Below are 23,818 nucleotides of genomic sequence, written 5' to 3'. Positions count from 1 at the left end.
ACCCTGTGGCGCAGGCTCCTAGCTTGCCACGGTCGTCCCTCCATCGACTTGGTTCGAGATCGCCCGGCAGCCTGCGCCCCGGGACTTCCTCGCGGCCATGCGAGGGCATCTGTGCTGGCGGAACCCCGCGAGTCGCGCCCTCGAATCAGCCTCCGAACGGCTCGGTCGTCGACGCAAGTGACCCCCGAAGCGGGCCAGCCAGTGGGTTCGCGCCAACCGGGACGCCGACGGCGATCTGGCCCGGCGACGGCACTTCCTGTCGCGCCGCCGACGCTCGCGAGCAGATCACTGCGAAGCGCGCGGTCGCCCGTGGGCGCCCTCCGGGTACCCTTCGCCCCGCCCGCCGGCCCCCACGCGATGACTCCTCCCAATCAAGACCTTCTCGCCGACTCGCCGCTCACCGACCGTCCCAGCCGCCGCGGCGTGACCGTGGTCGTGCCCGCCTACAACGAGGAGCTGGGCATCGAAGGCGTGATGGAGCGCCTGTGCGCCCTGGACCTGGGGGTGCCGCTCGAGGTGCTCGTGGTCGAGGACGGCTCGACCGACGGGACGGCAGCCCTGCTGGAGCGTCTGGAGACCCGTTTCGAGCCCCTGCGGGCGATTCGACACGGGGTCAACCGGGGCTACGGCGCCGCCCTCAAGACGGGCTTCGCCGCCGCCAAGTACGACGTGGTGATCATCACCGACGCCGACGCCACCTACCCCGAGGACCGCATCCCGGACCTGTTGGCGCGCATCGACGACGGCGCCGAGATGGCCGTGGGCGCGCGCCGCGGCGAGGACGTCCACATCCCGCTGATCCGCCGCCCGGCCAAGGCCGCCCTGCGGATGCTGGCCTCCTTCCTGGCCGGCACCCACATCCCCGATCTGAACAGCGGCCTGCGCGCCTTCCGCCGCGAGTTGGTGTTGACCTACCGGCCGATCCTGCCCGACGGCTTCAGCTTCACGACCACGATCACCCTGGCCTCACTGACCAACGGCCACCGGGTGGACTACGTCGACATCAACTACGCCCACCGCGACGGCCAGTCGAAGATCCGCCCGATCCGCGACACCCTGGGCTTCACCGCGCTGATCGTGCGCACGGTGATGTACTTCAACCCGCTCAAGGTCTTCTACCCCGCCGCGGGCGTACTGGTCCTGGGCCTGATGATCAGCCTCTACCACGACATCTTCATCGAGACCCCGGCCAACCTCGGCGACAAGACCGTGCTCTTGTTCGTCGCCACCGTGCAGGTCTTGAGCGTGGGCCTGCTGGCGGACCTGATCGAGAAGAAGTCGCGGTTGTAGACGGCGCGTGCGCGCCTCAACGTCGCGCGGGCTGCACGATCGGTCGCTCCCAACGCACCTCGCGCAAGGGGGCGGGCACGCCGTCGCCGACCTCGCCGAGGGTCATGCCGACGCTCGCCATCTGGGCGCGCATCGCGTTCAACAGGCGCCGCAGGGGTGGAGCGTAGGGGCCGCGCAGTCGGTCCAGTCCGTCGTCCCACAGCACCCGTTGGCCGGTGACGAGGGCCGTCGCCATGCCCTCGACGGTGCGTCGCGCCACGTCATCGGCGTCACCCGGGCGCATCACGCCGGACGCGTAGCGCAGGTCCACCAGGGCCAGCAGCGGGTGGCCGAGCAGCTCCGAAACGCAGGTCGGCGAGGGCGTGAAGACGCAGGTCGGTCGCGGATCCTGCTCGACGGCGGTCAGGATCGCCTGCTCGCGCACCGCGTCGGGGCCGATGCGTGACCAGCCGGCGGTGACTTGCCAGGCGACCAGGGCCTGGACGGCCAAGGCCAGGGCCAACAGGGCGTGCAGTGCTCGCGGTCTGGTCCGGCGCGCGCTCACGGCCAGGTCCAGGGCGAGCAGCAGAGCCAGGGCCAGGGGCAGGGCGTAGTAGCCGCCGAGCTCGCGCACGCGCAGGAGCGGCGGTGCCAGCAGGTAGGGCGGAATCGCCGCCAGGGCTGCGGCGCGGGTGCGCGGGTCGAGCGGCGCACGGGGCAGCAAGGCGGTGACCAGGGGCAGCAGCATCAGCCCGTGCATCCAGAACCAGTCCAGGGCGTTGTGCTCCAGGACGTACGCCAGGTCGATGTGCCCGTTGACGTCGCCGTGCTCGAACATCGAGCTGATCCAGATCGCCACGCGCTGCAGCCGATCGGTCTCGGTGCGGCTGACCGGGATCAGATCGGTGACCACTCCGGACGGCATCAGCGCCACCACGGCGAAGCCGAGTACGGAGGCCGCCAGGGCGACCGCGATCAGTGCCCGCCGCGCGCGCCGATCGGGAACCACCAACGCCGCCAGGGCCGGCAGCCCCAGGACCGAGATCGGGTGGGCGGCGATCAGGGTCAAGGCCCCCGCCAGGAAGCCGGCCGCGCGCCAGGCGAAGACGCCGCGATCGCGAGTCGCCAGGACGATCGCGAGGGCGATCAGGGTCAGCGCCAACTGCGGCGCGTGGACCTCGATCGCCGTGGCGAAGAACCAGACCACCGGCGTCGCACCGAAGGCCGCGGCGAGCAGCAGGGCGTCGGCGGTGCCCAGCCGTCGCCAGCGTGCCAGGACCACCACCAGGCCGACCGAGAGGCCCCCCGAAGTCGCTGCGAGCAGGTCGAGGGTCGACTCGGCCGTCATCCCCGTCCAGGCCTTGAGGGCGATGGCCAGGGTGATCAGCCCGTGGTAGCTCTCGCCCCGCGCCGTCACCACCCGCACCAAGTAGCCGTGGTCACCGAAGTGGGCCGACCGATCGCCCAGGCCGTACAGCACCCCGAACACCGACCCGGCGAGGATCGCGACGAGCAAGCTGGCCGGCCAACCGGCCGCGGGGCGGAGCTGCGATGAGGGAGGGCTCAAGCGGGCCGCGCCGAGCTGGCGGCGCGGCCCGACAGACTACGGGACCCGGGTGCCACGTGGCTGCTGTCGAGGACTCGACACGCGCTGCCCGGCACTCGAGTTCAAAGCGTCGCCTGGAGTGCGTTGGTGATCGCCAGGGTGAAGTTGCTCCCGTCGATCGCGATCCATTGCAGACCTACGGTGGCGCCGGCGGCGCTGGGGGGGATGGCGATTTGGACGAAGGTCTCGCCGATGGTCTGGGTGGCCGGGATGGCGCCGGGGACGACGATCACGGGGCCGGCGGCGTCGAGCAGCAGCTCGCCGCCCGCGAAGGGCGGGTAGGGCGAGGTTCCCGGCAGGCCGATGAACAGGAAGGGCGCGGAGCCCGGGGGCAGGTCGAAGGCGCGGGCGTCGAAGCTGGGGTTGCCGGCGACGGGCAGGCCGAACTGCAGTCGGAAGCCGATGCGCGGATCGAAGGCGCCCGCCTCGCTGCCGCCCTGGCCGTAGGTGACGATCTGGCCCTGGGTCGCTTCGAGGAAAGTGAACACGATCTGGTTCCCCGTCAGGCCACCGGGCGTCAGCAGCTGCAGGAAGCCGTCGACCGAGCCGGGTGGGATCGCGGTGGGGGGCGCGAAGCTGTTGAACAGGGGCACGTCCACCAACAGGGTGTTCGAATCGATCACCGTGGCCGGGGCGTCCATCGCTGCCTGGCCCACGAATCCGCCCACCACGGCGTTGAAGCGCACGGCGGTGACCGAATCCAGGTTCGAACCGTGCACCACGATGGTGTCGCCGGGAATCCCGACCGGTGGCGCGAGCTGACTGAAGGACTGAGCTTGGGCGGCTTGGCTGGCGGCTGCCAGGGCAACTGCGGCGAGCAGGAGGGAGCGGTTCACGGGGCACAGGGGCAGACGACACATGGCGGTCTCCTCACAGAGGATCGGATTGGCGGGGCGTGGGGGCCGGGCCCGAGTGGGCCGACGGCACTACGACCGGGCCGCGGTCAGATTCCCGCCCGGCGGCGCATGGGCCGGAGCCGTGGCGCGGCGACCCGTGAAGTGCGATCCTGCGGCCCACCCCCAGCCAAGATCACCGATGCCCGGCTCCGCCCACGCCCGCCACTGGCCCCTCGACCCCGAGGTCGACTTCCTCAACCACGGCTCCTTCGGTGCCAGCCCGCGGGTCGTGCTCGCCGAACAGCAGACCTGGCGCGAGCGCATGGAGGCCGGGCCGGTCAAGTTCTTCGCCCGCGACCTCGAGGGGCTCTTGGACCAGGTGCGCGCGGTGCTCGGCCCGTTCCTGGGCGCCGACCCCGACGATCTGGCCCTGGTCCCCAACGCGACGGTCGGGATCAACACGATCCTGCGTTCGATGGAGCTCGAGCCGGGCGACGAGCTCTTGGTCACCGACCAGGAGTACAACGCCAGCGCCAACGTCCTGCGCTACGTCGCCGAGCGCGCGGGGGCGACCGTGCGGATGGTCGAGCTGCCCTTCCCGATCGCCAGCCCCGGCGACGTGGTCCAAAGGGTGCTCGACGCGGTCACGCCTGCCACGCGGCTGCTCTTGATCGACCACGTGACCAGCCAGACCGGCCTGATCATGCCGGTCGAGGAGCTCGTCACCGTGCTGCGAGCGCGCGGGGTCGAGACGCTGATCGATGGCGCCCACGCGCCGGGCATGGTGCCCCTCGACCTCGATTCACTCGGCGCGGCCTACTACACGGGCAACGCGCACAAGTGGCTCTGCGCCCCGAAAGGCTCCGCGATCCTGCACGTGCGGCGCGACCTGCAGCATCGCGTGCGGCCCCTCGCGATCAGCCACGGCGCCAACTCCACGCGCGAGGACCGCTCGCGCTTCCGCATCGAAGCCGACTGGATCGGCACCGTCGATCCGACGCCCTGGTTGGCCACGCCCTGCGCGATCGAGTTCCTGCGCGGGCTACTGCCCGGTGGCTTCCGCGAGCTGCGCGCACACAACCGCTCGCTCGTGCTCGAGGGGCGACGCCTTCTGTGCGAGGTGCTCGAAATCGAGCCCCCGGCGCCCGATTCAATGATCGGCTCGACGGCGTCCGTGCCGCTGCCGGACTCCCACGACGGACGCTACGACCAGGGACTGTGGGTCGATCCGTTGCACCGGACCTTGGTGGCGAGGGGCATCGAGGTGCCGATCATGGCTTGGCCCAAGCCGCCCCGGCGTTTGCTGCGGATCTCGGGCCAGGTTTACAACACGCCCGAGCAATACGTGCGGCTGGCGGAGGAGCTGGCGGGGCTGTTGAGTTCGGCGCGGGTCTGACGTTGGACGTACTGGGACGTACGGTGGCGGGATTTTTGGGACGTACGGTGGCGGGATCATTTGTCCCACCGGCCGCCGATAGCGCTGCGAAACGCAGCGCTATCGGCGGCCGGTGGGACAAATGATCCCGCCACCGTACGTCCCAAAAATCCCGCCACCGTACGTCCCACAGTCAGCGCGACACGGCCTCGAGCGACGCGAGCAGTTGGCGCACCTGGCCCAAGACCTGAGGCGTCGCGCGCACCATCAGGAAGTCGCCCAAGCGGCTGATTGCGGCCTCGGAGACCTGGTCCCAGTAGTCGGGCTGGACCTGGCTCCGCAAGAGGTTGGTCACCTCGTCGTAGGCCCACTCGGGGTACTCGTCGCCGAAGGCCTCGCCCTCGCTCGCCATGACCGACCTCACGACTGCATCCAGCCGGAAGAACTCGGTCTCCACGTCGCCGCCGGGCATCTCGCGCAACTCGATGCCTCCGAGCTGCTCGACGATGTTGAGGCCGTGGGCGCGGGCGAGCCAGGCGATGGCATCGCTGGCCGGCACGCCGATCAGGTCGAAGACACCGGCCTCGTCGTCCTGATAGCCGTCGCTGATCAAAATGTCGACATCGAGGGTCTGCGACAGCCAATCGGCCGTCTCACCGAGTGTCGTGGCGTCGTCGGTGTGTAGCTCGATCAACTCGTCGGTGAGCGACTCGAGGATCGAGGGGCTGAGCTCACCGCCGGGGGGACGACGTCCGCCGTTCAGCAGTCGCTCGAGGGCCTGGCGGATCTCCTCGTGCCGGCTCGACGTGTGCGAGATCGCGAAGGTCCTGCCGACCCGATCGATCGAGACCCAGGGCTGGTCCCAGTCCAAGTAGGGCAGCCAAGTCGCCGTGACGATGTACTCCTCGATCTCGTCGAGCTCGTAGCCGAGGTCGAGCAGCGGCCCGATGTCGTAGAGGCGCAAGTCGAAGGCATCCGGGGCTTGCCACGTCGGAGCGATGTAGATGGCGTGGCCGGTCAGGCACCAGAGCAGGTAGTCCGAATCCACCTGGCGCACGAGTCGATCGAGGATCTCGGCCCCCGTGGATGCGCCCCGCAAGCGTGGATTTTCGATCTCCTCGAGGGCAGTGCGTGCGTCCTGGTGCATGACGATGTTCACGCCGAGCGCAGCTCGCAGCATCTCGATCACGTCGCTCGACGTCGCGCCCTCGCCGATCGGTGGCATGGCCGCGGGCTCGTTGAGCCGCTGGCGCAGTTCCTGGGCCCAGGCGGGCTCGGTGCGGACAGCTTGGACGGGGATCTCGCGCCAGGCTGCCTCGCTCGCCTCCCGCTGTAGGACCGCGGGAACCGCGGCATCGGTGAGACCGGTCCAGGCCAGGGCCAGCACCAGCGGCGCGCCCACCAGCCAAGAGCGGTGGGGTCGATTCTTGTAGCTGTCGATCATCAGGATTCTCCGCTCGAGATCGCGACCGGCGCGCGACAGGGGAAGGGCGGTGGACGGCACGACGGAGTGACGTCCCTGTGAGAGGTCAACCAGTGCCCGCGCGTAGCCGCCGATGGGCGCGGCCTGCGCCGCGTCCAGGGCCTGCCAGTCGCGGGCGGACTCCTGGGCCGCGCGCAGTCGCACGCGCGCCAGGTACACGAGGGGGTGGAACCAGAAGGCCGCCCCCGCGATTGCGGCGGCCAGGTTCACGGCGACGTCGCGAGACCGCACGTGGAAGAGCTCGTGCAGGAGCACGCGCTCGAGGTCCGCTGGCGCGAGGCGCGAGACGAGGTCGGGTGGCACGATCAGGGTCGGGCGCAGCACGCCGACCACGGCCGGGCCGCTGAGCGTCGGTAGGCAGCGCACGCGCGGGGCGTGAGCGAGGCCCGCGCGGCGCGCGGCGTCGTCGAGGGCGGCGAGCAGCCTGGGCTCGTCGACCCTGCTTGCGCGCGCGATTCTCCCGCGCAATCGCAGGGCTCCCGCGGCGAGGCGCAGCAGGCACAGGATCAGTCCCGCGAGCCAGACCGCGACGGTGGTGGAGCCGAAGCGTTCGATCGGATCGAGGGGGTCGGTAGGCGTTCGTACGGTGCCAGGCACGAAACCGCCGCCTGAGCGCCCATCCGAAGAGCCGCCGAATGCGGCTCTTCGGGGGCGCTCAGGCGGCGGTTTCGTGCCTGGCACCGTACGAACGCCTGCCGACCGCGCCTCGGGAGCCGGGGCCACCGCGCGCGGGCGGGGACCGATGGTGAGGGGCGCGTGCGACGGCGCGTCGTTGGCGTCCGGTGTCTGCTGGGTCCGCCGGCCGAGGTCGTCCTCCATGGACGTCCACGGCACCAGGCCGCCTTCGATCGCGATCGGTGCCGGCAGCAGCAGTCGCACGAACACGAGCAGCCAGAGCCGATAGCGCCAACGCGCCGTCAGGCTGCGACCGAGCAGGGCTTCGATCGCCAGCACACCCGCCACCAGCAGTGCCACTTGCCACGAAGTACGCCACAGGGCGCCGAGCAGCTCGGGGGCGACGGAATCGAGCCAGCTCACCGCCCGCCCTCGCGCCGCTCCAGATCGTCCAACAGCTCGCGCAGCTCGCGGATGTCGTCGGCCGACAGCTCGCCCTCCCGGGCGAAGTGGGCCAAGAGAGGCTTGGTCGAGCCGCCGAAGACCCGCTCGACGAAGCTCTTGCCCTCGGCCATCACGCACTCGCCGCGGGAGATGCGCGGCGCGTAGAGATAGCGCTTGCCCAGGGCTTCGAAGGACACCGCGCCCTTCTTGACCAAGCGGCCGACGAGGGTCTTGACCGTGCGCTCGCTCCAGCCGGAAGCGGGGCAGAGGTCGGCGGCGAGGTCCGCGGCCGTGCGGGGCGAGCGGTCCCAGAGGGCTTCCATCACCCGCCACTCGGCTTCGGTGATGCGCTGGGCGACGGTCTCGGGGTCGGGTTGATCGTGGTTCATGACTACAGTTGTGGTCTAGACCACAGTTGTAGTCAGGTTTCCCCCGGCCCCGCCCGGAACTTCGACGTCGGTCTGCAAATACTTCCGCACAAAGGGTTTGCGGATGTGATCCAGCGCCCGCGCCGCCCCTTTGGTATGAGAGGGGCCCCTCCCCCCGGCCCCGCACCCTCCCGCGGGGCCCACGCACCTGGAGCACCGATGGCCAAGCGCCCGCGCGAGCCCCGCGAGTCCGACCCCCAGGGTCCCGACCTCTCCCGCCGTTCCTTCCTGGTCTCCGCCGGCAGCGCCGCTGCCGGCAGCGTGCTCGCCGGTGGCTTGGCCGGTGCCGCCACCGCGGCCGAGGCCCAGGAATCCACCGACGGTCGCCTGGCCGGCCTGGTCAACGTGCGCCTGAAGATCAACGGCGAGCAGCGCACCGTCGCCGTCGAGCCGCGCACGACCCTGCTCTCGACCCTGCGCCACCGGCTCGACCCGGCGCTGACCGGCACCAAGGAGGTCTGCGACCGCGGCAACTGCGGCGCCTGCACGGTGCTGGTCGACGGCCGCCCGGTCTACTCCTGCCTGCAGCTCGCCTGCACCCTCGAGGGCTCCGAGATCACCACCGTCGAGGGCCTCGGCTCGCCCGACGACATGTCCGACGTGCAGCAGGCCTTCTGCGACAAGGACGCCTCCATGTGCGGCTTCTGCACCCCTGGCTTCGTGGTTGCGACGACCGCCTGCCTGGCGAAGCACGCCGCGCCCGACGACGCGACGATCCGCCACGAGCTCTCGGGCAACCTCTGCCGCTGCGGCACCTACCCGCACATCTTCGAAGCCGCGGCCAGCGCCGCGAGCAAGAGCGGAGGGCGTGGACGATGAGCCCCACACCCAAGTGGAAGCCGCGCGGGGAGATGACCCTCTTGAACACGGGTTACGCGCGCCTCGACGGACCCGACAAGGTCACCGGCCGCGCGGTCTACTCCCACGACGTGCGCCTGCCGCGCCAGGTCTACGCGCGGCTGGTGCTGCACAGTTACCCCCGCGCCGAGCTGACCTCGCTCGACCTGGAGCCGGCGCGGCGCATCCCCGGCGTGGTCCTGGTGGAGGCCCAGAAGGCCGCGGGCGACGAGTTGGTCTACCTGGGCGACGACTCGATCGTGGCCTACGTCGCCGCCGAGACGCCCGAGGCCGCCAAGGACGCCGCCCGCGCCGTGCGCGCGGCCTTCCGCGACCACTACCCGCCGATGGTCACGCGCGAGCAGAGCCTGTCGCCCGGCGCGCCGTCGATCACCGGTCGCGGCAACACTTCGGGCGCGCGCGATCGCGGCGACGAGGCTGCCGTGGACTCGGCCCTCGAGGGCGCCGCAGTCGTGGTCGAGCAGGTCTACGAGCTGCCGATCCAGCACCACGTGTGCCTCGAGACCCACGGGCACGTGGTCGACTACGACGGCGAGAGCGCGACCTGCTACGCCTCGACCCAGGCCGTCTCGGGCAGCGTCGACGAGTTCGCGCGCAACCTCGGCTTGCCCGCCGACAAGGTGCGCGTGCTCACGCCGGTGATGGGTGGCGGCTTCGGCGCCAAGTTCGGGATCGGGCTCGAGGGCGCGATCTGCTGTCTGATCGCGAAGAAGCTCTTGCGGCCGGTGCACCTGATGCTGGACCGGCCCCAGGAGTTCCAGATGGCGGGCAACCGCTCGGGGACCTGGGTGCGGATGCGCGGCGGCATCGACGCCCAGGGGCGCCTGGTGGGGCAGTTCGCCGAGGTCGACCGCCTGGGCGGGACCGGGGGCGGGGCCTTCCCTTTGATGCCCTACATCTACGCCTGCGAGACCAACGCCGCGCGCACGCGCTCGGTGCACACGGCCCTGGATTCGAATCGCGCCATGCGCGCGCCGGGCCATCCCCAGGCGTCGTTCGCCCAGGAGAGCTTCCTGGACGAGTTGGCCTACGCGGCCGGGCTCGACCCGGTCGAGGTCCGCAAGGTCAACGTGGAGAGCGACGTCTACCGTCGCCACCTGGACGTGGTCGCGGACGCCATCGGTTGGGACGCGCATCCCAACCGCACCGCCCCCGGCGAGGCCGGCGCCGACGGCTGGGCCGAGGGCATCGGCTTCGGCCTGGCCACCTGGCGCGCCGGCGGGCGCCCGGGTTGCGAGGTCGAGGTGCGGATCACGCCCGACGGCGCGGTCACCTCGAGCTGCGCGGTGCAGGACCTGGGCACCGGCTCGCGCACCCTGGTGGCGGCGATCATCGCCGAGGAGCTCGGCCTGCCCCTGTCCGCGGTCACCGCGCGCATCGGCGACAGCGACCTGCCCCCGTCGGTGGGTTCGGGTGGCAGCGTCACGACCGGCGCCCTCGCGCCGGCCCTGAAGGTCGCGGCGCACCGCGCCCGCGAAGCCCTGGAGCAGCGCCTGGTGCCGGTGCTCGGCGCCGAGGTCGGCGACTACGAGTGGGTCCGGGGCCGCGTGCGCGTCGCCGGCGAGGGCGACATGACCATGAGCTTCGGCGAGGTCTGCGCGCTGCTCGGCAACCAGCCCCTGTCGGTGCGCGGCGAGTACGACGGCAGCCTCGACGCCGACGGCTCCCTGCACGGCGCCCAGGCGGCGCGCGTGCGCGTGGACACGCTCACCGGTCGGGTCGAGGTGCTCGACATGGTCGCCACCCACGACCAGGGCATTCCGCTCAACCGCCTGGCCCTGACCAGCCAGATCAACGGCGGCATGATCCAGGCCCTGTCCTACGGCCTGCTCGAGGAGCGCGTGCTCGACGCGGAGATGGGCTGGCTGCTCAGCGACAACCTGGAGAGCTACAAGATCGCAGGGCCCAAGGAGATGCCGCGCCTGCGCGTGATCCTCGACGAGGACGACGGGCGCAACCTGGCCACGGGCATGGCGGAGGCGCCGGTGATCCCGGGGCACTCGGCCATCGCCAACGCGATCTTCAACGCCTGTGGTGCGCGCCTGCGCTCCCTGCCCTTCACCCCTGACCGCGTGCTGGCCGCCCTGGCCGAGCGCGCCTGAGCTTCGGAGACGATTCCATGAAGAACTTCGAACTCGCGCGGCCGACGACGTTGAACCAGGCCGTGATGGCCCTGGCCGAGGGTGAGGGCGCGATCGGCGGAGGCAAGGGGCCGGCGGCGCTCTTGGCCGGCGGTCAGGACCTCCTGACCGAGTTGAAAGAGCACCTGGCCGAGCCGGACACGGTGATCGACCTCGGGCGCGTGCCCGGGCTCGACGCGATCGAGCGCGATGGCGCCGGCAACCTCACGATCGGCGCCATGGTGCGTCTGCACCAGCTCGAGGAGCACGGCGCGATCCGCGAGCAGATGCCGGTGCTGGCCCAGGCGGCGACCTCGATCGCCTCGCCGCAGATCCGCTCGGTGGGCACGGTGGGGGGCAACCTCAACCAGCGCCCGCGCTGTTGGTACTACCGCAACGAGGCCTCCGTCTGCCTCAAGAAGGGCGGTCTCGCCTGCCTCGCGGCGGTCGGGCGCAACAAGTACAACGCGATCCTGGGCGGCGGGCCGAGCTACATCGTGCACCCCTCGGACCTGGCGCCGGCGCTGATCGCTCTGGACGCGGAGGTCACCCTGGTGGGGCCCGAGGGCGAGCGCCGCATGCCCCTCGCCGACTTCTACCTGCTGCCGCGCGAGGGCGGCATCTCGACCGAGACGGTGCGCCGTCCGGGCGAGGTGCTGACGAAGGTTCATGTGCCGGCTCCGGCCGCGGGGACGCGCAGCACGTACCTGAAGTTCAAGGAGCGCGAGTCCTACGACTGGGCCCTGTCTTCGGTGGCCTTGGTCCTGGGCATGGACGGCGCGCGCGTGAATCGGGCGCGCATCGTGCTCGGCGGTGTGGCGCCCAAACCCTGGCGGGTGGAGTCGGCCGAGCGCCTGCTCGAGGACAACGAGATCGACCCGCGCACCGTCGCACAGGTGCGCGAGGCGGCGCTGTTCGGCGCGCAGCCCCTGGCCGAGAACGGCTACAAGGTGCCCCTCACCAAGGGCTTGATCACCCGCGCACTCGAGAGCCTGGCCTGAGGAGGTCGACACCATGGAAAGCACCAACCGGCCGCGCCTCTCGCCCTTCTGCGCCGACCTCGGCAGCAAGAAGCTCCTGCTCAACTCGAAGCCTCCGATGACCGAGGAGGACGTGCTCGACGCCAGCAACCACTGCTGGTGCCGGCGCACGAACCAGGTCCTGGGTCCCGACCGCGAGGTCGCGGTGCCCGAGCTGTGCCGCAGCGGGCGCAGCTGCTTCCGCTCGCTGTTCGACTCGCTGACCTGAGCGCCGCAGACCCTTGCTGCGTCAGCACCTCTTCGATCGCGCCCAGCGGGGCGACGCCCTGTTCCGCTGGCGCGGCGGGGAGGTCTCGCGCCTCGAGAGCCTGACCGACGGCGTCTTCGCCCTGGCGATGACCCTGTTGGTCGTGCCCTTCGAGGTGCGCGGGGTGGAGAGCTTCGCCCAGTTCGAGGCGATCCTCCTGCGCGCTCCGGTGATGGCCCTGTGCGTGGCCTTCATCATCATGGTCTGGCAGTCGCACTTCCTGTTCCACCGCCGCTACGGCCTGGAGGACGGGGTCACGGTCTGGCTCAACGCGGCCTTCCTGTTCGTGCTGCTCTTGGGGATCTACCCGCTGAAGCTCCTGGCGACGCTGCTCGTCAACAGCTTCACCGACCTCGGCGACGGCCTCAGCCTGCGCGAGCTGGGGCACGAGAACGTGATCTGGCTGATGCAGGCCTACGGTGTGGGTTTCGGCCTGATCTACCTGTGCCTGTTCGTGATGACCCTGCGCGCCTGGCGCCGCCGCGACGTCTTCGAGTTGGACGCCGTGGAGCGCGTGCTTTCCCGCGGCGAGCTGGCCTCGCACGGCGTCATGATCGCGGTTTCGAGCCTCTCGATCGGATTGGCCAGCGCGGGGCTTCCGGGCCCGGCGGGGTTGTCCTACATCGCTATCGGCCCGATGCAGGGCGTGCTGGGTTGGCAGATCGGCCGGCGCGCGACGGCCCAGGCGGCGGTCCGTGACTCGCGGGTCGAGAATCCGTGAACCGCTTCGGAGCGGGGATCGTTGGAGCCCGGACCCGGCTCCGGCCGAAGCTGCTATAGACGGGGGTCGCCGCCGCGGGCCCCCTTCCGCGCCGGGAACCATCGAGGTCCACCATGAAAGCCATCCTGATCGCCCTCTCCGTCGCCGCCGTGGGCAGCGCCGGGGCCCTGACCGCCTTCGACTGCGATCGCTGCGGTAGCGAGCCGCTCATCGCCTGCCCGCTGCTGCTGCCCGAGGGCTCGGCGGCACCGACTCTGGCTCCGGCTCGGGGACCTTCGTCCGCGGTGACCTTCGAGGTCGTCGGCGAGCGGGCGTCGGCCGGTGTCGAGTTGCGAGCGGACACTGTGCGCGCGGACACTGTGCGCGCGGACACTGTGCGCGCGGACACTGTGCGCGCGGACACTGTGCGCGCGGACACTGTGCGCGCGGACTACGTCGAGGCCCGCAGCGCCTCCGTGTTCGCCGGAGCCTGCCACGTGGCCAGCGAAGCCGACAGCCAAGGGCGCCAGGCCCTGATGGCCTGGTCGATCACCGAGGGGACCGTGGACGGCGTGGACCTCGCCGGAGCGCGGGTCGTCGCCGCCGTCAGCGGCCGGGAGAACCTGGCCACGGGCGCCGAGCGCCAGTGCGCGGTCTGGATCGATGCCCCCGGGGGCGAGGCGCAGTTCGAGGCCGCCCGGGCCTGGTTCGACGCCGCGCACGGGGAGGCGGTCGGCTCGGTGCGGTCGGTGCAGGCCCAGCCGGTGAGCTTCGAGCGCGACGGGAACGCCTTCGCGGTGCAGGTGGGCGACGTGATCCGCCTGGCCGGCGACGCGATCGCCGACGGATCCTGCTGCTCGATGCAGGAGCACCGCTGGTACGAGCCCCTGGGCGCCGACGCCGGCCTGCCCGTCGGCGTGCCCGAGACCTGCTCCTTCGCCGGCGCCGCGGGCCTGCCCTCCTGGCGCTACGAGGGGCAGAACAACGTCTTCGTGGGCGAGTACGTGGGGCAACTCGCGGGACGGTGCGCGGGAACGAGCGAGGGCTGCCAGCCCTGGAGCGACACGCTCGACACCTGACCGTGGAACCCCGCCCGCCCGCGGGACGTACGGTGGCGGGATCATTCGTCCCACCGGCAGCCGACAGCGCTGCGAAGCGCAGCGCTGTCGGCTGCCGGTGGGACGAATGATCCCGCCACCGTACGTCCCCGGGCGCCACCGCACCCGCCCCGACTATCCTGCTCGGTTCGGACCCGAACCGTAGAACTCCCGCGAGCCCCGCCATGACGTCCTCGACTCCCTCCCCGGCCCCGTTCCTGCCGCGCACCCGCGCGCAGATGGAGGAGCTCGGCTGGGACGCCCTCGACGTGCTGCTCGTCACCGGCGACGCCTACGTCGACCACTCCTCCTTCGGTGTGCCGGCGATCGCGCGCTTCCTGGAGTCGAAGGGCTACCGGGTCGGGATCCTGGACTGCCCCGACTACGAGCCCGACGGCTCGGGCTGGGAGCGCCTGCCCACGCCGCTGCTCTGGGTCGGCGTGTCGGCCGGGACCATCGACTCGATGGTCACCAACTACACCGCCGCCAAGCGCAAGCGGCGCACGGACGTCTACCGCCCCGGCGGCGCGCCCGGGCGACCGAACCGCGCGACCATCGGCTACACGGCCAAGGCGCGCCACCACTTCAAGGGCGTGCCGGTGATCATCGGCGGCATGGAGGCCGGGCCGCGGCGCCTGGCCTACTACGACTACTGGGACGACAAGATGCGGCGGTCGATCCTGGTCGACGCCAAGGCGGATCTTCTGGTGTGGGGCATGGGCGAGCGCTCGGCGCTCGAGGTCACGCGGGCCTGCGAAGCGGGCCGACCCCTGCGCGGCCTGGCCCAGACCTGCGAGCTCGTGCGTCCCGAGGACGTGCCCGCGGACGTGCGTTGGGTCCCGACGTTCGAAGAGCTCGAAGCCGACTGGGGCAAGCTGGTCGAGCTGTTCAACGCCGTGCGCGAGGAGAACCAGCCGGACGGCCGCGTCCTGGCCCAGACCCACGGCGCCCGCGTCGTGCTCCAACACCCGCCCCTGGCGCCGTCGACGGCTGAAGAGGTCGACAGCTACTACGACCTGCCCTTCCGGCGCGACGTGCACCCCGACCACGCGGGGCTCGGCGTGCCGGCGCTCGAGGCGGTGCGCTTCTCGATCAACACCCACCGAGGTTGCTTCGCGGACTGCTCCTTCTGCTCGATCACCTTCCACCAGGGCCGCGCGATCCAGAGCCGCAGCGAAGAGTCGATCCTGAAGGAGGCCGCGACCCTGGCCGAGCACGTCGACTTCCGCGGCACGATCACCGATGTCGGCGGGCCGACGGCGAACATGTGGGGCCTGGGCTGCAAGCTGCTCGAGAAGGGCAAGCCTTGCCTCGATCGCGACTGCCTGACGCCGGACCCCTGCCCGGCCCTGCGCCTGGACAAGACCACCGAGGGCTACCGGCGGCTGCTCGGGCTCGTGAAGCGCAGCAAGGGCGTCAAGCACGCCTTCGTGAGCTCGGGCGTGCGCTACGACATGCTGCGCGGCAAGGACGGCGAGACCCTGCCGCTGCACGACACCCTCGTGGGCGAGCACACTTCGGGCCGCATGAAGCTCGCGCCGGAGCACTCCGACCCCGAGGTCCTGCGCCTGATGAACAAGCCCGGCTTCGAGAAGTACGAGCAGTTCGAGGAGGAGTACCGCACCGCCTGCGAGAGCCAGGGCAAGGAGCAGTACCTCGCCAACTACTTCATCGTCGGCCACCCGGGCACGACCCTGGCCCAGGCGGTGCAGCTCTTCGAGAAGCTGCTCGAGCGCAACTACAGCCCCGAGCAGGCCCAGGAGTTCATCCCCCTGCCGATGACGCGGGCGGCGGTGCAGTACGCCGCCGGCCGCGACCCGCTCACGGGCGAGGAGGTCCATGTCCCGCGCACCGAGCGCGAGCGCAGCCAGCAGAAGGCCCTGGTGCGCTGGAAGGACCCGAAGGGACGCCGCAAGGTCGAGGAGGCGCTGACCGATTCCGGCCGCACGGACCTCTTGCCACGCTACCGCGAGCTGCTCGCCGCCGACGAACGCCGCCAGGCCCACCGGACCGGCTCCAAGGGCCGCAAGCAGGCCCGCGGCAAGAGCAAGCTCTTCGACCGCGCCCGCGCGGGCGACGGCGGGGACATGGACCTGGCTGGCTAAGGGTCCTGCTCAGCCCGGCACCGAACCGCGCAGCAGTCGCGTCACTAGGTCGTCGCGGAAGGCCGCGTGCCCCTCGAGGAGCGATGGATCCAACTCGGCGGCCTGGAGCGGGAATCCGCGGAGCACGTCGGCGAGCACCAGCGCCGAGAAGCCGCCGTCCTTGGTCGGCGCGTCGCGGACCGCGCGGTCGAGGTCACCGCCGCTCGCGAGGAGGACGCGCGCGTCCACGAGGTCGCGGACCTCGGATCGCGAGAGCAGTGCGCAGAGGTTGTTGACCAGGATCTCGTGCGGCGTGTCGACTCGCACGGGCACGCCGTCGATCGCACCCACGACGGGCACCTCGACGGTCGCGACCGGATCGGCGACCAGGTCGACGACGACCGAGTCGTCTCCGTGGGCGACGCGGCAGCGGTGGAACGTCGCGCCCGGCTGGAGAGGTTCGGCGTCGGCCAGGGCCCGCAGGACGCGGAGCTGGAGCGGCGACAGCCGACTACGCGACACCCATCCGCTCCCACTCGTCGAGCAGCCAGCGCCAGAACTCGCGGCGCCGGCCCAGGTCGCGCTCGATGCGCGGCCACTCGGCGCGGATGTCGTTCGGTGTCAGGAAGTGGAAGGCGTCGTCGGGGCGCGCCTCGCGCAGGAGCTTGCCGATCATCCGCGCGCGCTGCTCGGCGTCGTCGCCGGCGAGGATCACGCGGAACTGGTCGAGGGTCAGATCGCCGTCCCACAGGAATCAGAAGCGACCGTCGGCGTCGACCAGTTCGTCGAGCGGCGTGAGGCAGTGGTAGGACATGGCGAGCGCGAACTCGGAGGCGGGCGCGGAGCCCGACCCTAACCGCGCCGCCGGCGGACTCGACAGGGACCGGCGGTCCGGCGAGCGTCTCGCCGTCAGTCGACCGTGACCGTCGTCGACGCCGAGCGGCCGCGGGCGAGCGTGTCGGTCGCGGCGAGGTTGACCAGGCCCAGGAGGGGCGCCTGGGTCGCGAACTCGTCGAGGGAGAGCGGCGCTCTGGCTGCCCTCCTGGGAACCGCCTCTCCGGAGCCCTCCGGCCACGGACCCGATGGCCTGGCCATCGCCGGGTCTTCGGGGCCGAGCACGAGACGCGCTCCGAACTGCGCCTTCGCCGCGAGCGCCCAGCACCGGGGTTCCTCGGCTGTCGAGCGGACCGCCCCGTCGGCGCGCTCGACCCGATCGTCCTTTGCGCCGTCGTCGGTGCGGTCCGGGTTGCTCGCGGTCGAGGCGCGCCCACGCCCGCACTCAGTCCTGACCGCGTGCGGCGCCGGTGGATCGTCGACGAGTCGGTCCAACGTGCTCTCGAACCGGGTCGGCGACGGCAGCGAGGTCATGGTAGGCCCACCGCTCTACCGCCGCCCCGAGAGGCACCCGCCACCGCGATCCGCGCGGTGACGGGCCGAGCGCCTCTCCTCGAGCGGGGGTCCTCAGTTCCCCAGCGCCCGCCGCGCGTGTTTCCGGACGTCGGCAGACGGATCGGTGTCCGATGCCGTCCGCAGCGCGAGCTCGACGCGCGGATCGCCGACGTAGTCTCGCAACGCGTCCGCAGCCTCGCACCGTGCTCCCTCGCTGGCGCTGCCCTCGAGCACTTCGACGAGGGCTGCCAGGTAGCGCGGATCCCGCTCGCGCGCGACCGCCTCGACCGCGTTCTCGACGACCTCCGGGTCCTGCGCGGTCCGGATCAGGTCGATCGCGGCAGCGACGAGCCAGTCGCCTTCGACCATCTCGTCCGGGAAGAGCTGCAGCATCCGGAGCGCGCCCAGCCGCTCGTCGTCGCGGTTCGCGGCGTCCGAGAGCTGTACCCGGTAGGCTTCGAGACCATCCCGCGCCAACGACGATCGAGGCAACTCGAGTGCTTGCGCCTCGCGTCGATTCCAGTCGTCCGCCACCGGCCCATAGATTCCGAGGGCGAACTCCTCCTCGAGTTCGTCGACCCTCGTCTCGAGCTGGGCCAAGGCGAGCACGACGTCTTCGGGCGCCGCTTCGCCCGCCGCGAGCGGGGTAGTGACCGGCGCCTGACTAGCCGCCTCCGCGAAGTCGTCGAGTTCGGACCGCAGCGCCGACTGCAGTGCCTCCAAACGCGCGACGTCCCGCTCGATCAATTCCAGGTCGAGATCCGGCTGACCGCTGGGCGCCCGTCGATTCGCGACGGCCAGGGCTGCCGCCGCCCCCACGAGCGCGAGCACAGCGAGGGCCAGGCCGATCAGCGGTGAAGGCTCTCTCCTCATTCGCATGCCTCACCGATCACCATAGGCGTCCCGGCGCCGGAGAAAGTCCCGCGCTCTTTCCCTGACCGAGGCGGAAGGATCGTACTCGAGCGCCTCGCTCACGACTTGTCGCACCAGGTCATCGTCGTAGTGCTGATTCAGCGAGTTGATCGCTTGGTCGCGAGCGGTCTCGAAGGGCGAGAATCGAGCCGTGGACAGCAGAGCGTCCCGAACGCGCTCGCCCGCTCGGACACCTCGATAGACCCGCATGAGCTGGGTCTGGCTCCGCTCGTCGTTCGCCAGCCCCTGGTCCCGGAGCCAGGCATCCTCGACCTCTCCCACGAGGTGGGCATCCGGATTGGGAAGCCGCGACAACGTGAGCAGTGCGCGCGATCGTTCCTCGACGCCGGACTCGGAATCCAAGATCACCGATCGGTAGTGGGCGATCGAGAACAGCTCGTCCGCCAGGGACGGATCCGAGGTCGAAATGTCCTCGAGCGACAGGAGCCGTGGCTTGATGGACGAGAATCGCTCGAGCTCCGCCAGCCGCCGCTCGAGGTGGGCGAGCCGGTCCCGCAGGGCCAGCGGCTCCGCGCCTACCGCTCGACGGGCACCGGGCCCCAAGGCAACTGCACGAGCGCGTCCCCATGCCTCCGCCGCCCGCCGAGAGATCTCGGCGACTTCGGCCTGCATCAAGCGCATGGCCCGCTCGCTCCCTTCCGACCGCGCGGACGAGCGCCCGGACACGGCCCCGACGATTGCCCAGGCCGCGACGCTGAGCGCGGCCAGGGAGCAAACCGACGAGGAGGCGAGCAACCAGCGTGATGCCCGCCCGTTCAGGACCGACGACTCCAGCTTCACTTCCCCAAGACTAATCGCTCCCAAGGAACCAGGAAGAGCTGCATCGCCAAAAACAGACCCAGGAAGACGATCCTGGACCGGCCCTCCATTCTGCCCGTTTGAGCGTAGCCCATGATCGTGAGCAACCACCCGAAGCCGACCACCGTCGCAACCGGATAGGTGAAGCACACGAACTGCGCCAGGACGACGTGGCGCAGGTTCCTTGCCAACCGAATCCACTTCGACAGGAGGAAGGTAACAGCAATTAGAACCTCGGACACCAGGGTCCAGAGGGTCATCGAGAGCGCCAAGGGTCCAGCGAATCTACTATCCAAGAGGCGCGCGCTCGCCACGTCGCCAGACACCGTGCTACGAAGGGCGCTCCTGTTCTCATCGAGAACTCCGGCGTCAATGCCAGCGACAATCTGCGCGAACCCGGTGAACCGGGTGTCGGTGAGCATCGTGAAGTGGAGGAAGGACCCATCGACGAATCCAGGGGTCACGGCCTTCCAGTACGCCGCGAAGAGAAAACACCACCCGATCAGCAGCCGCGAATGGTGCGCTAGCAGTGCACGCGACTTCATCGACAACGACAGTGCGAGGCACCAGTAGACCATCAGCACCTTATGGTTGTCGATGACGTAGACCCTCGGAATGACCCCCACGGCCTGGATGAGAGTCAGCGCTCCCCAGAAGTACGGCTGCCGCGCCAGGGGGGGGATCGTCATCCCGGCCGCGGCGAGCATGACCGTTGGAACGCTAAGGTCCCAGTACCCCGGCCCGTAGAGAACCAAGAGCAACAGTGTCAGCCTGGCAGACACGTCCCGGGGATCGAGGCTATGCAGCTCATGGATAGCCCGTTCGAGACGCCGCGTCACGGCTTGCAGCAAGGAGCCAGATTCCGCGCGAGTTGCGATAGAGGCAGCCCGGCCAGTTCGGCCATTATCTCGAGTCGTTCTCCCGGGCGCGAATAGCTCGAGTGGAGAGTGCGTCGAATCGTACGAGCGGAAATGTCGTACTCGAGCCTGTAGACCTCCGCTTCGAATCGCACGGGAATTACGTAGGAGGGGACCGCAGTGCTATCGGGGCGCCACTCCTCGATTCTGCCAGCACCGCGCCCGGCACTGACCAAGTCGTCATGGGAAAGGTAGAGCGAGTCGAGCGGACCGAGCTGAGTCTGCCGCCGTGGAACCGCATGATACCGCTCGACGACCCAGACTCGACGGCTGAGGTCTTTCAGCATGAGCTGCACGATCTCTTCGGACGGAAGCCGTTTGGCGAGTGAGCGTCGGCCTCGTAAATCGGCGGGGATGGAGACACGGAAGTTCCACTCTCCGCACTTGGCAAAGACGCTGATCGCCCTCGTCCCGCCGGAGTCCACGGTCGAGAACATCCCGAATCCGCCGCCCTTCCACTGCGTTAGGCCGTCCTTGATCACCAGCCAGTGGTGGAGGAGGGCAACGCCGACCAGCAGGCTGACCGGCAGAAACCGTTGCAAGCTTCGCCGCTGGGCTCTCGAGAATCGAGCCAGTTGCTGACGGGAAAGGTGCATGGTCGAGTTAGTCGGCGGAGCCGTGATCGATTGACACGGACAGCGTGACCCTAGGGCGGACCAGCGGTCGAGTAGCCCCCCCCCCGACGCAGCATCCGTCGCGCCGCCTGGGCGAACGAGAACGGCATCTGCTGCACACCTCGACGCCCACCCTCCGAACGTGAGACCTGGGGAGGTCTAGGCAAGACCCACTCCGGACGGCTCGATCGAGCCGCCATGGGGTCTCTCACTTCCGCGCCCAGTGCCGCGCTGACCCGGGTACGCCTTGCACGGCTCGTCGTCCGGCCGGGGGTAGCGGCCTCCTTACTACGGCTCGCGATTTAGCGGGCTCTCGCGGTCGTTCTTCCACCACTCCTTCGCCCCCTCCTTGGCATGAGACTCGGTAAGGAACCCGTCCTCGACCATTTCGTGGACGGCCCACTCCGCCGCCTCTGACTTCACCTCGCCCTCGTAGATGAAGTTCTCACCGGCCCACTCCCACTCCTGGCCTTCGCCGTCGTTCTCGTGCCACTGGTTCGATTCCTGCATCCCCTCATCGCGCTCGGCCTGCGCCTCTTCGGTGGGCGAAGGGAAGGGGATCGGGTCCGACGCGGCTCTCACCGTCGCGACGACCAGGAGCGTCAAGGCAACCAGGCAGACGTGGCTCGCGAGCTTCTTCATTCTGTCGAATCCAGGCTTCTGGAACTTCGGGACGGGCGGTTGGTCCATCGACCGCCGCTGTCGGTCGCACCGACAGCGGGCGGGAAGGGGACGCTATCCGTCCGGGCCGATTGCCGCAACAGGGGCGTTCTCGCGCCGACGAGGGAACACGCGGTTCGTATTGGTCGCCGGGGTCGGTCGCAGCGCGGCAACGGCGCCGCAGCTGCCCAGTAAGGTGCCGCCAAGATCTAGGACTGAACGCTATCGGCTCGCGAACTCGCCGTAGCTCACGTATTAGGCATGGTCACCCGAGTATCCTTTGACGTTCGCCTGTCAGACGTCTGCTAGGCGCTCGCGTCACGGATGCCTTGCGGAAGCTCCCGCAGGGAAGTGCCGCATACCCGGGCGACCCTGCAGATCACGCCGAGAGCGGCAATCCCCTCGCGACGGCATTCGACGCAGTCTGCTCTACCCGCGGCCCGTGGACGGGATGGCGCGCCACCGCGGCATGTTGGATCTCGACCCGCCGGCGCGCGTGGACGACGCTGATCCGGAGAGGTTCGCGGCCCGGGCCAGGGGAGCGCGCAGGGCGCCCGCAAGAGTGCCGTCGAGACGAGGTCGGACCCCGCCCGTGTAGCCATCCAGGTCGATCCACCACTCGCCCCGCCGACCTCGATCACGATCGATCGCCCGCCGTAGGCCGCCGACGCCACACACACAGCCCCACCTCCGTCCCGTCGGCCAGCATCGCCTTGCGGCCCATCCAGTGTTGGATCTCCGTCGGCGTCAACCCGACGAGGTCTTCGAGGGGTCCGAAATCCGCGCCGATGCCTGGCCTCGACGAACTCACAAAGCGACTCGAGGTTCTCACCGCGCCGCGGTCCGAAGGCCGCCAGGTCCGCCGCGGTCGAGCAGCGTCGCTCACCGGAGAGCGCCAGGGCGCGCTCCTCGACCCAGGTCCGCGTCAGCCAGAGGGGCGAGCACCGGATCAAGTTGGCCCGAGCGTTCTCGAACTCGTGGTCGGCGACCCTCGTCGCGGCCCCGGCCCGGATCGCGTTCGCGTCGATGTAGCGCAGGGACACGGCACCCGCGTGGTGCTCCAGCACCCGCCCCTGGCGCCCTCGACGGCTGAAGAGGTCGACAGCTATTACGACCTGCCCTTCCGGCGCGACGTGCACCCCGACCACGCGGGGCCGGGTGTGCCGGCCCTCGAGGCGGTGCGCTTCTCGATCAACACCCACCGAGGTTGCTTCGCGGACTGCTCCTTCTGCTCGATCACCTTCCACCAGGGCCGCGCGATCCAGAGCCGCAGCGAAGAGTCGATCCTGAAGGAGGCCGCGACCCTGGCCGAGCACGTCGACTTCCGCGGCACGATCACCGATGTCGGCGGGCCGACGGCGAACATGTGGGGCCTGGGCTGCAAGCTGCTCGAGAAGGGCAAGCCTTGCCTCGATCGCGACTGCCTGACGCCGGACCCCTGCCCGGCCCTGCGCCTGGACAAGACCACCGAGGGCTACCGGCGGCTGCTCGGGCTCGTGAAGCGCAGCAAGGGCGTCAAGCACGCCTTCGTGAGCTCGGGCGTGCGCTACGACATGCTGCGCGGCAAGGACGGCGAGACCCTGCCGCTGCACGACACCCTCGTGGGCGAGCACACTTCGGGCCGCATGAAGCTCGCGCCGGAGCACTCCGACCCCGAGGTCCTGCGCCTGATGAACAAGCCCGGCTTCGAGAAGTACGAGCAGTTCGAGGAGGAGTACCGCACCGCCTGCGAGAGCCAGGGCAAGGAGCAGTACCTCGCCAACTACTTCATCGTCGGCCACCCGGGCACGACCCTGGCCCAGGCGGTGCAGCTCTTCGAGAAGCTGCTCGAGCGCAACTACAGCCCCGAGCAGGCCCAGGAGTTCATCCCCCTGCCGATGACGCGGGCGGCGGTGCAGTACGCCGCCGGCCGCGACCCGCTCACGGGCGAGGAGGTCCATGTCCCGCGCACCGAGCGCGAGCGCAGCCAGCAGAAGGCCCTGGTGCGCTGGAAGGACCCGAAGGGACGCCGCAAGGTCGAGGAGGCGCTGACCGATTCCGGCCGCACGGACCTCTTGCCACGCTACCGCGAGCTGCTCGCCGCCGACGAACGCCGCCAGGCCCACCGGACCGGCTCCAAGGGCCGCAAGCAGGCCCGCGGCAAGAGCAGGCTCTTCGACGGCGCCCGCGCTGGAGCGAAGGACTCGGACGACCTCGACATCGCGGGTTAGCTCCGGTCGGCCCGGTGTAGGCGTTCGTACGGTGCCAGGCACGAAACCGCCGCCTAGGGCGAGGCGGCGGTTTCGTGCCTGGCACCGTACGAACG

Annotated in this window: 22 protein-coding genes; 10 read left to right on the top strand and 12 right to left on the bottom strand. The window is 70.3% G+C overall.

All coding sequences use genetic code 11. The features are described from left to right. Window positions 1–357: 357 nt before the first annotated feature. Complete coding sequence (locus Pla133_RS26735; protein WP_419191905.1) at window positions 358–1,290, top strand: glycosyltransferase family 2 protein; 933 nt, start codon at window positions 358–360, stop codon at window positions 1,288–1,290. A gap of 16 nt (window positions 1,291–1,306) precedes the next feature. Here the strand turns inward: Pla133_RS26735 and Pla133_RS23895 are convergent, their stop codons facing one another. Together Pla133_RS23895 and Pla133_RS26730 are read right to left on the bottom strand one after the other, a co-directional pair. Further along, on the bottom strand, window positions 1,307–2,836 hold the full coding sequence (locus Pla133_RS23895; protein WP_145070044.1) for a hypothetical protein: 1,530 nt from the start codon (window positions 2,834–2,836) through the stop codon (window positions 1,307–1,309). Window positions 2,837–2,937: 101 nt separating this feature from the next. After that, on the bottom strand, window positions 2,938–3,711 hold the full coding sequence (locus Pla133_RS26730) for a hypothetical protein (RefSeq protein ID WP_419195411.1): 774 nt from the start codon (window positions 3,709–3,711) through the stop codon (window positions 2,938–2,940). A gap of 199 nt (window positions 3,712–3,910) precedes the next feature. Here Pla133_RS26730 and Pla133_RS23885 point away from each other — a divergent pair, with 199 nt between their 5' ends. After that, entirely contained in the window at window positions 3,911–5,107 is a 1,197-nt protein-coding gene (locus Pla133_RS23885) for an aminotransferase class V-fold PLP-dependent enzyme (protein WP_145070042.1), read from the top strand. Between the two features lie 172 nt (window positions 5,108–5,279). On the opposite strand, the gene Pla133_RS23880 is transcribed toward Pla133_RS23885, so the two are convergent. Beyond that, window positions 5,280–7,607 carry a M56 family metallopeptidase gene (locus tag Pla133_RS23880; protein ID WP_145070040.1) on the bottom strand — a complete coding sequence of 776 codons (2,328 nt, stop codon included), beginning with the start codon at window positions 7,605–7,607 and terminating at the stop codon, window positions 5,280–5,282. Next, window positions 7,604–8,017, bottom strand: a complete 414-nt coding sequence (locus tag Pla133_RS23875) for a BlaI/MecI/CopY family transcriptional regulator (protein WP_145070038.1) — start codon at window positions 8,015–8,017, stop codon at window positions 7,604–7,606. Before Pla133_RS23875 ends, Pla133_RS23880 begins: the two co-directional genes overlap by 4 nt. Window positions 8,018–8,215: 198 nt before the next feature. On the opposite strand from Pla133_RS23875, the gene Pla133_RS23870 reads away from it, so the two are divergent. The 7 genes from Pla133_RS23870 (at window position 8,216) to Pla133_RS23840 (ending at window position 16,223) form a co-directional block, all read left to right on the top strand. After that, on the top strand, window positions 8,216–8,875 hold the full coding sequence (locus tag Pla133_RS23870) for a (2Fe-2S)-binding protein (protein ID WP_145070036.1): 660 nt from the start codon (window positions 8,216–8,218) through the stop codon (window positions 8,873–8,875). Further along, window positions 8,872–11,016, top strand: coding sequence for a xanthine dehydrogenase family protein molybdopterin-binding subunit (locus Pla133_RS23865; RefSeq protein WP_145070033.1), 2,145 nt, complete (start codon window positions 8,872–8,874; stop codon window positions 11,014–11,016). The genes Pla133_RS23870 and Pla133_RS23865 overlap by 4 nt, the downstream gene beginning before the upstream one ends. Before the next feature lie 17 nt (window positions 11,017–11,033). Further along, window positions 11,034–12,035, top strand: coding sequence for an FAD binding domain-containing protein (locus tag Pla133_RS23860; RefSeq protein WP_145070031.1), 1,002 nt, complete (start codon window positions 11,034–11,036; stop codon window positions 12,033–12,035). A 13-nt stretch (window positions 12,036–12,048) separates the two neighbouring features. Beyond that, window positions 12,049–12,282 (top strand): hypothetical protein, encoded by a 234-nt coding sequence (locus Pla133_RS23855; RefSeq protein WP_145070029.1) that lies wholly within the window; start codon window positions 12,049–12,051, stop codon window positions 12,280–12,282. A gap of 13 nt (window positions 12,283–12,295) precedes the next feature. Beyond that, a complete protein-coding gene (locus Pla133_RS23850) occupies window positions 12,296–13,042 on the top strand; it encodes a TMEM175 family protein (protein ID WP_145070027.1) in 747 nt (248 codons plus the stop codon). 113 nt (window positions 13,043–13,155) lie between these two features. Further along, entirely contained in the window at window positions 13,156–14,100 is a 945-nt protein-coding gene (locus Pla133_RS23845) for a DUF1326 domain-containing protein (RefSeq protein ID WP_145070026.1), read from the top strand. 203 nt (window positions 14,101–14,303) lie between these two features. Further along, window positions 14,304–16,223: a YgiQ family radical SAM protein gene (locus Pla133_RS23840; RefSeq protein WP_145070024.1), complete on the top strand. Its 1,920-nt coding sequence runs from the start codon at window positions 14,304–14,306 to the stop codon at window positions 16,221–16,223. 9 nt (window positions 16,224–16,232) lie between these two features. Here Pla133_RS23840 and Pla133_RS23835 read toward each other — a convergent pair whose 3' ends face one another. The 8 genes from Pla133_RS23835 to Pla133_RS23810 form a co-directional block, all read right to left on the bottom strand. Next, complete coding sequence (locus tag Pla133_RS23835; RefSeq protein WP_145070022.1) at window positions 16,233–16,724, bottom strand: nucleotidyl transferase AbiEii/AbiGii toxin family protein; 492 nt, start codon at window positions 16,722–16,724, stop codon at window positions 16,233–16,235. Beyond that, the gene (locus Pla133_RS23830; protein WP_145070019.1) at window positions 16,714–16,917 is read right to left on the bottom strand and encodes a hypothetical protein; all 204 of its coding nucleotides are present in this window, start codon (window positions 16,915–16,917) and stop codon (window positions 16,714–16,716) included. The genes Pla133_RS23835 and Pla133_RS23830 overlap by 11 nt, the downstream gene beginning before the upstream one ends. 194 nt (window positions 16,918–17,111) lie before the next feature. Beyond that, window positions 17,112–17,297, bottom strand: coding sequence for a hypothetical protein (locus Pla133_RS26725; protein ID WP_145070017.1), 186 nt, complete (start codon window positions 17,295–17,297; stop codon window positions 17,112–17,114). Window positions 17,298–17,663: 366 nt separating this feature from the next. Beyond that, entirely contained in the window at window positions 17,664–18,470 is an 807-nt protein-coding gene (locus Pla133_RS23825) for a HEAT repeat domain-containing protein (RefSeq protein WP_145070015.1), read from the bottom strand. A gap of 3 nt (window positions 18,471–18,473) precedes the next feature. After that, window positions 18,474–18,866 (bottom strand): hypothetical protein, encoded by a 393-nt coding sequence (locus Pla133_RS26720; RefSeq protein ID WP_145070013.1) that lies wholly within the window; start codon window positions 18,864–18,866, stop codon window positions 18,474–18,476. A gap of 434 nt (window positions 18,867–19,300) precedes the next feature. Beyond that, window positions 19,301–20,173: a hypothetical protein gene (locus Pla133_RS26715; protein WP_145070011.1), complete on the bottom strand. Its 873-nt coding sequence runs from the start codon at window positions 20,171–20,173 to the stop codon at window positions 19,301–19,303. Next, the gene (locus tag Pla133_RS23815; protein ID WP_145070009.1) at window positions 20,158–20,835 is read right to left on the bottom strand and encodes a hypothetical protein; all 678 of its coding nucleotides are present in this window, start codon (window positions 20,833–20,835) and stop codon (window positions 20,158–20,160) included. Before Pla133_RS23815 ends, Pla133_RS26715 begins: the two co-directional genes overlap by 16 nt. A gap of 306 nt (window positions 20,836–21,141) precedes the next feature. Continuing rightward, window positions 21,142–21,495, bottom strand: coding sequence for a hypothetical protein (locus Pla133_RS23810; RefSeq protein ID WP_145070007.1), 354 nt, complete (start codon window positions 21,493–21,495; stop codon window positions 21,142–21,144). 806 nt (window positions 21,496–22,301) lie between these two features. On the opposite strand from Pla133_RS23810, the gene Pla133_RS23805 reads away from it, so the two are divergent. Beyond that, window positions 22,302–23,723 carry a DUF3362 domain-containing protein gene (locus tag Pla133_RS23805; protein ID WP_145070005.1) on the top strand — a complete coding sequence of 474 codons (1,422 nt, stop codon included), beginning with the start codon at window positions 22,302–22,304 and terminating at the stop codon, window positions 23,721–23,723. Window positions 23,724–23,818: the final 95 nt, after the last annotated feature.

The organism is Engelhardtia mirabilis (genome assembly GCF_007748095.1).
Taxonomy (GTDB): Bacteria; Planctomycetota; UBA1135; order UBA1135.
The sequence above is the reverse complement of the archived record's forward strand: the minus strand, read 5'-3'. Positions and strand labels throughout refer to the sequence as shown.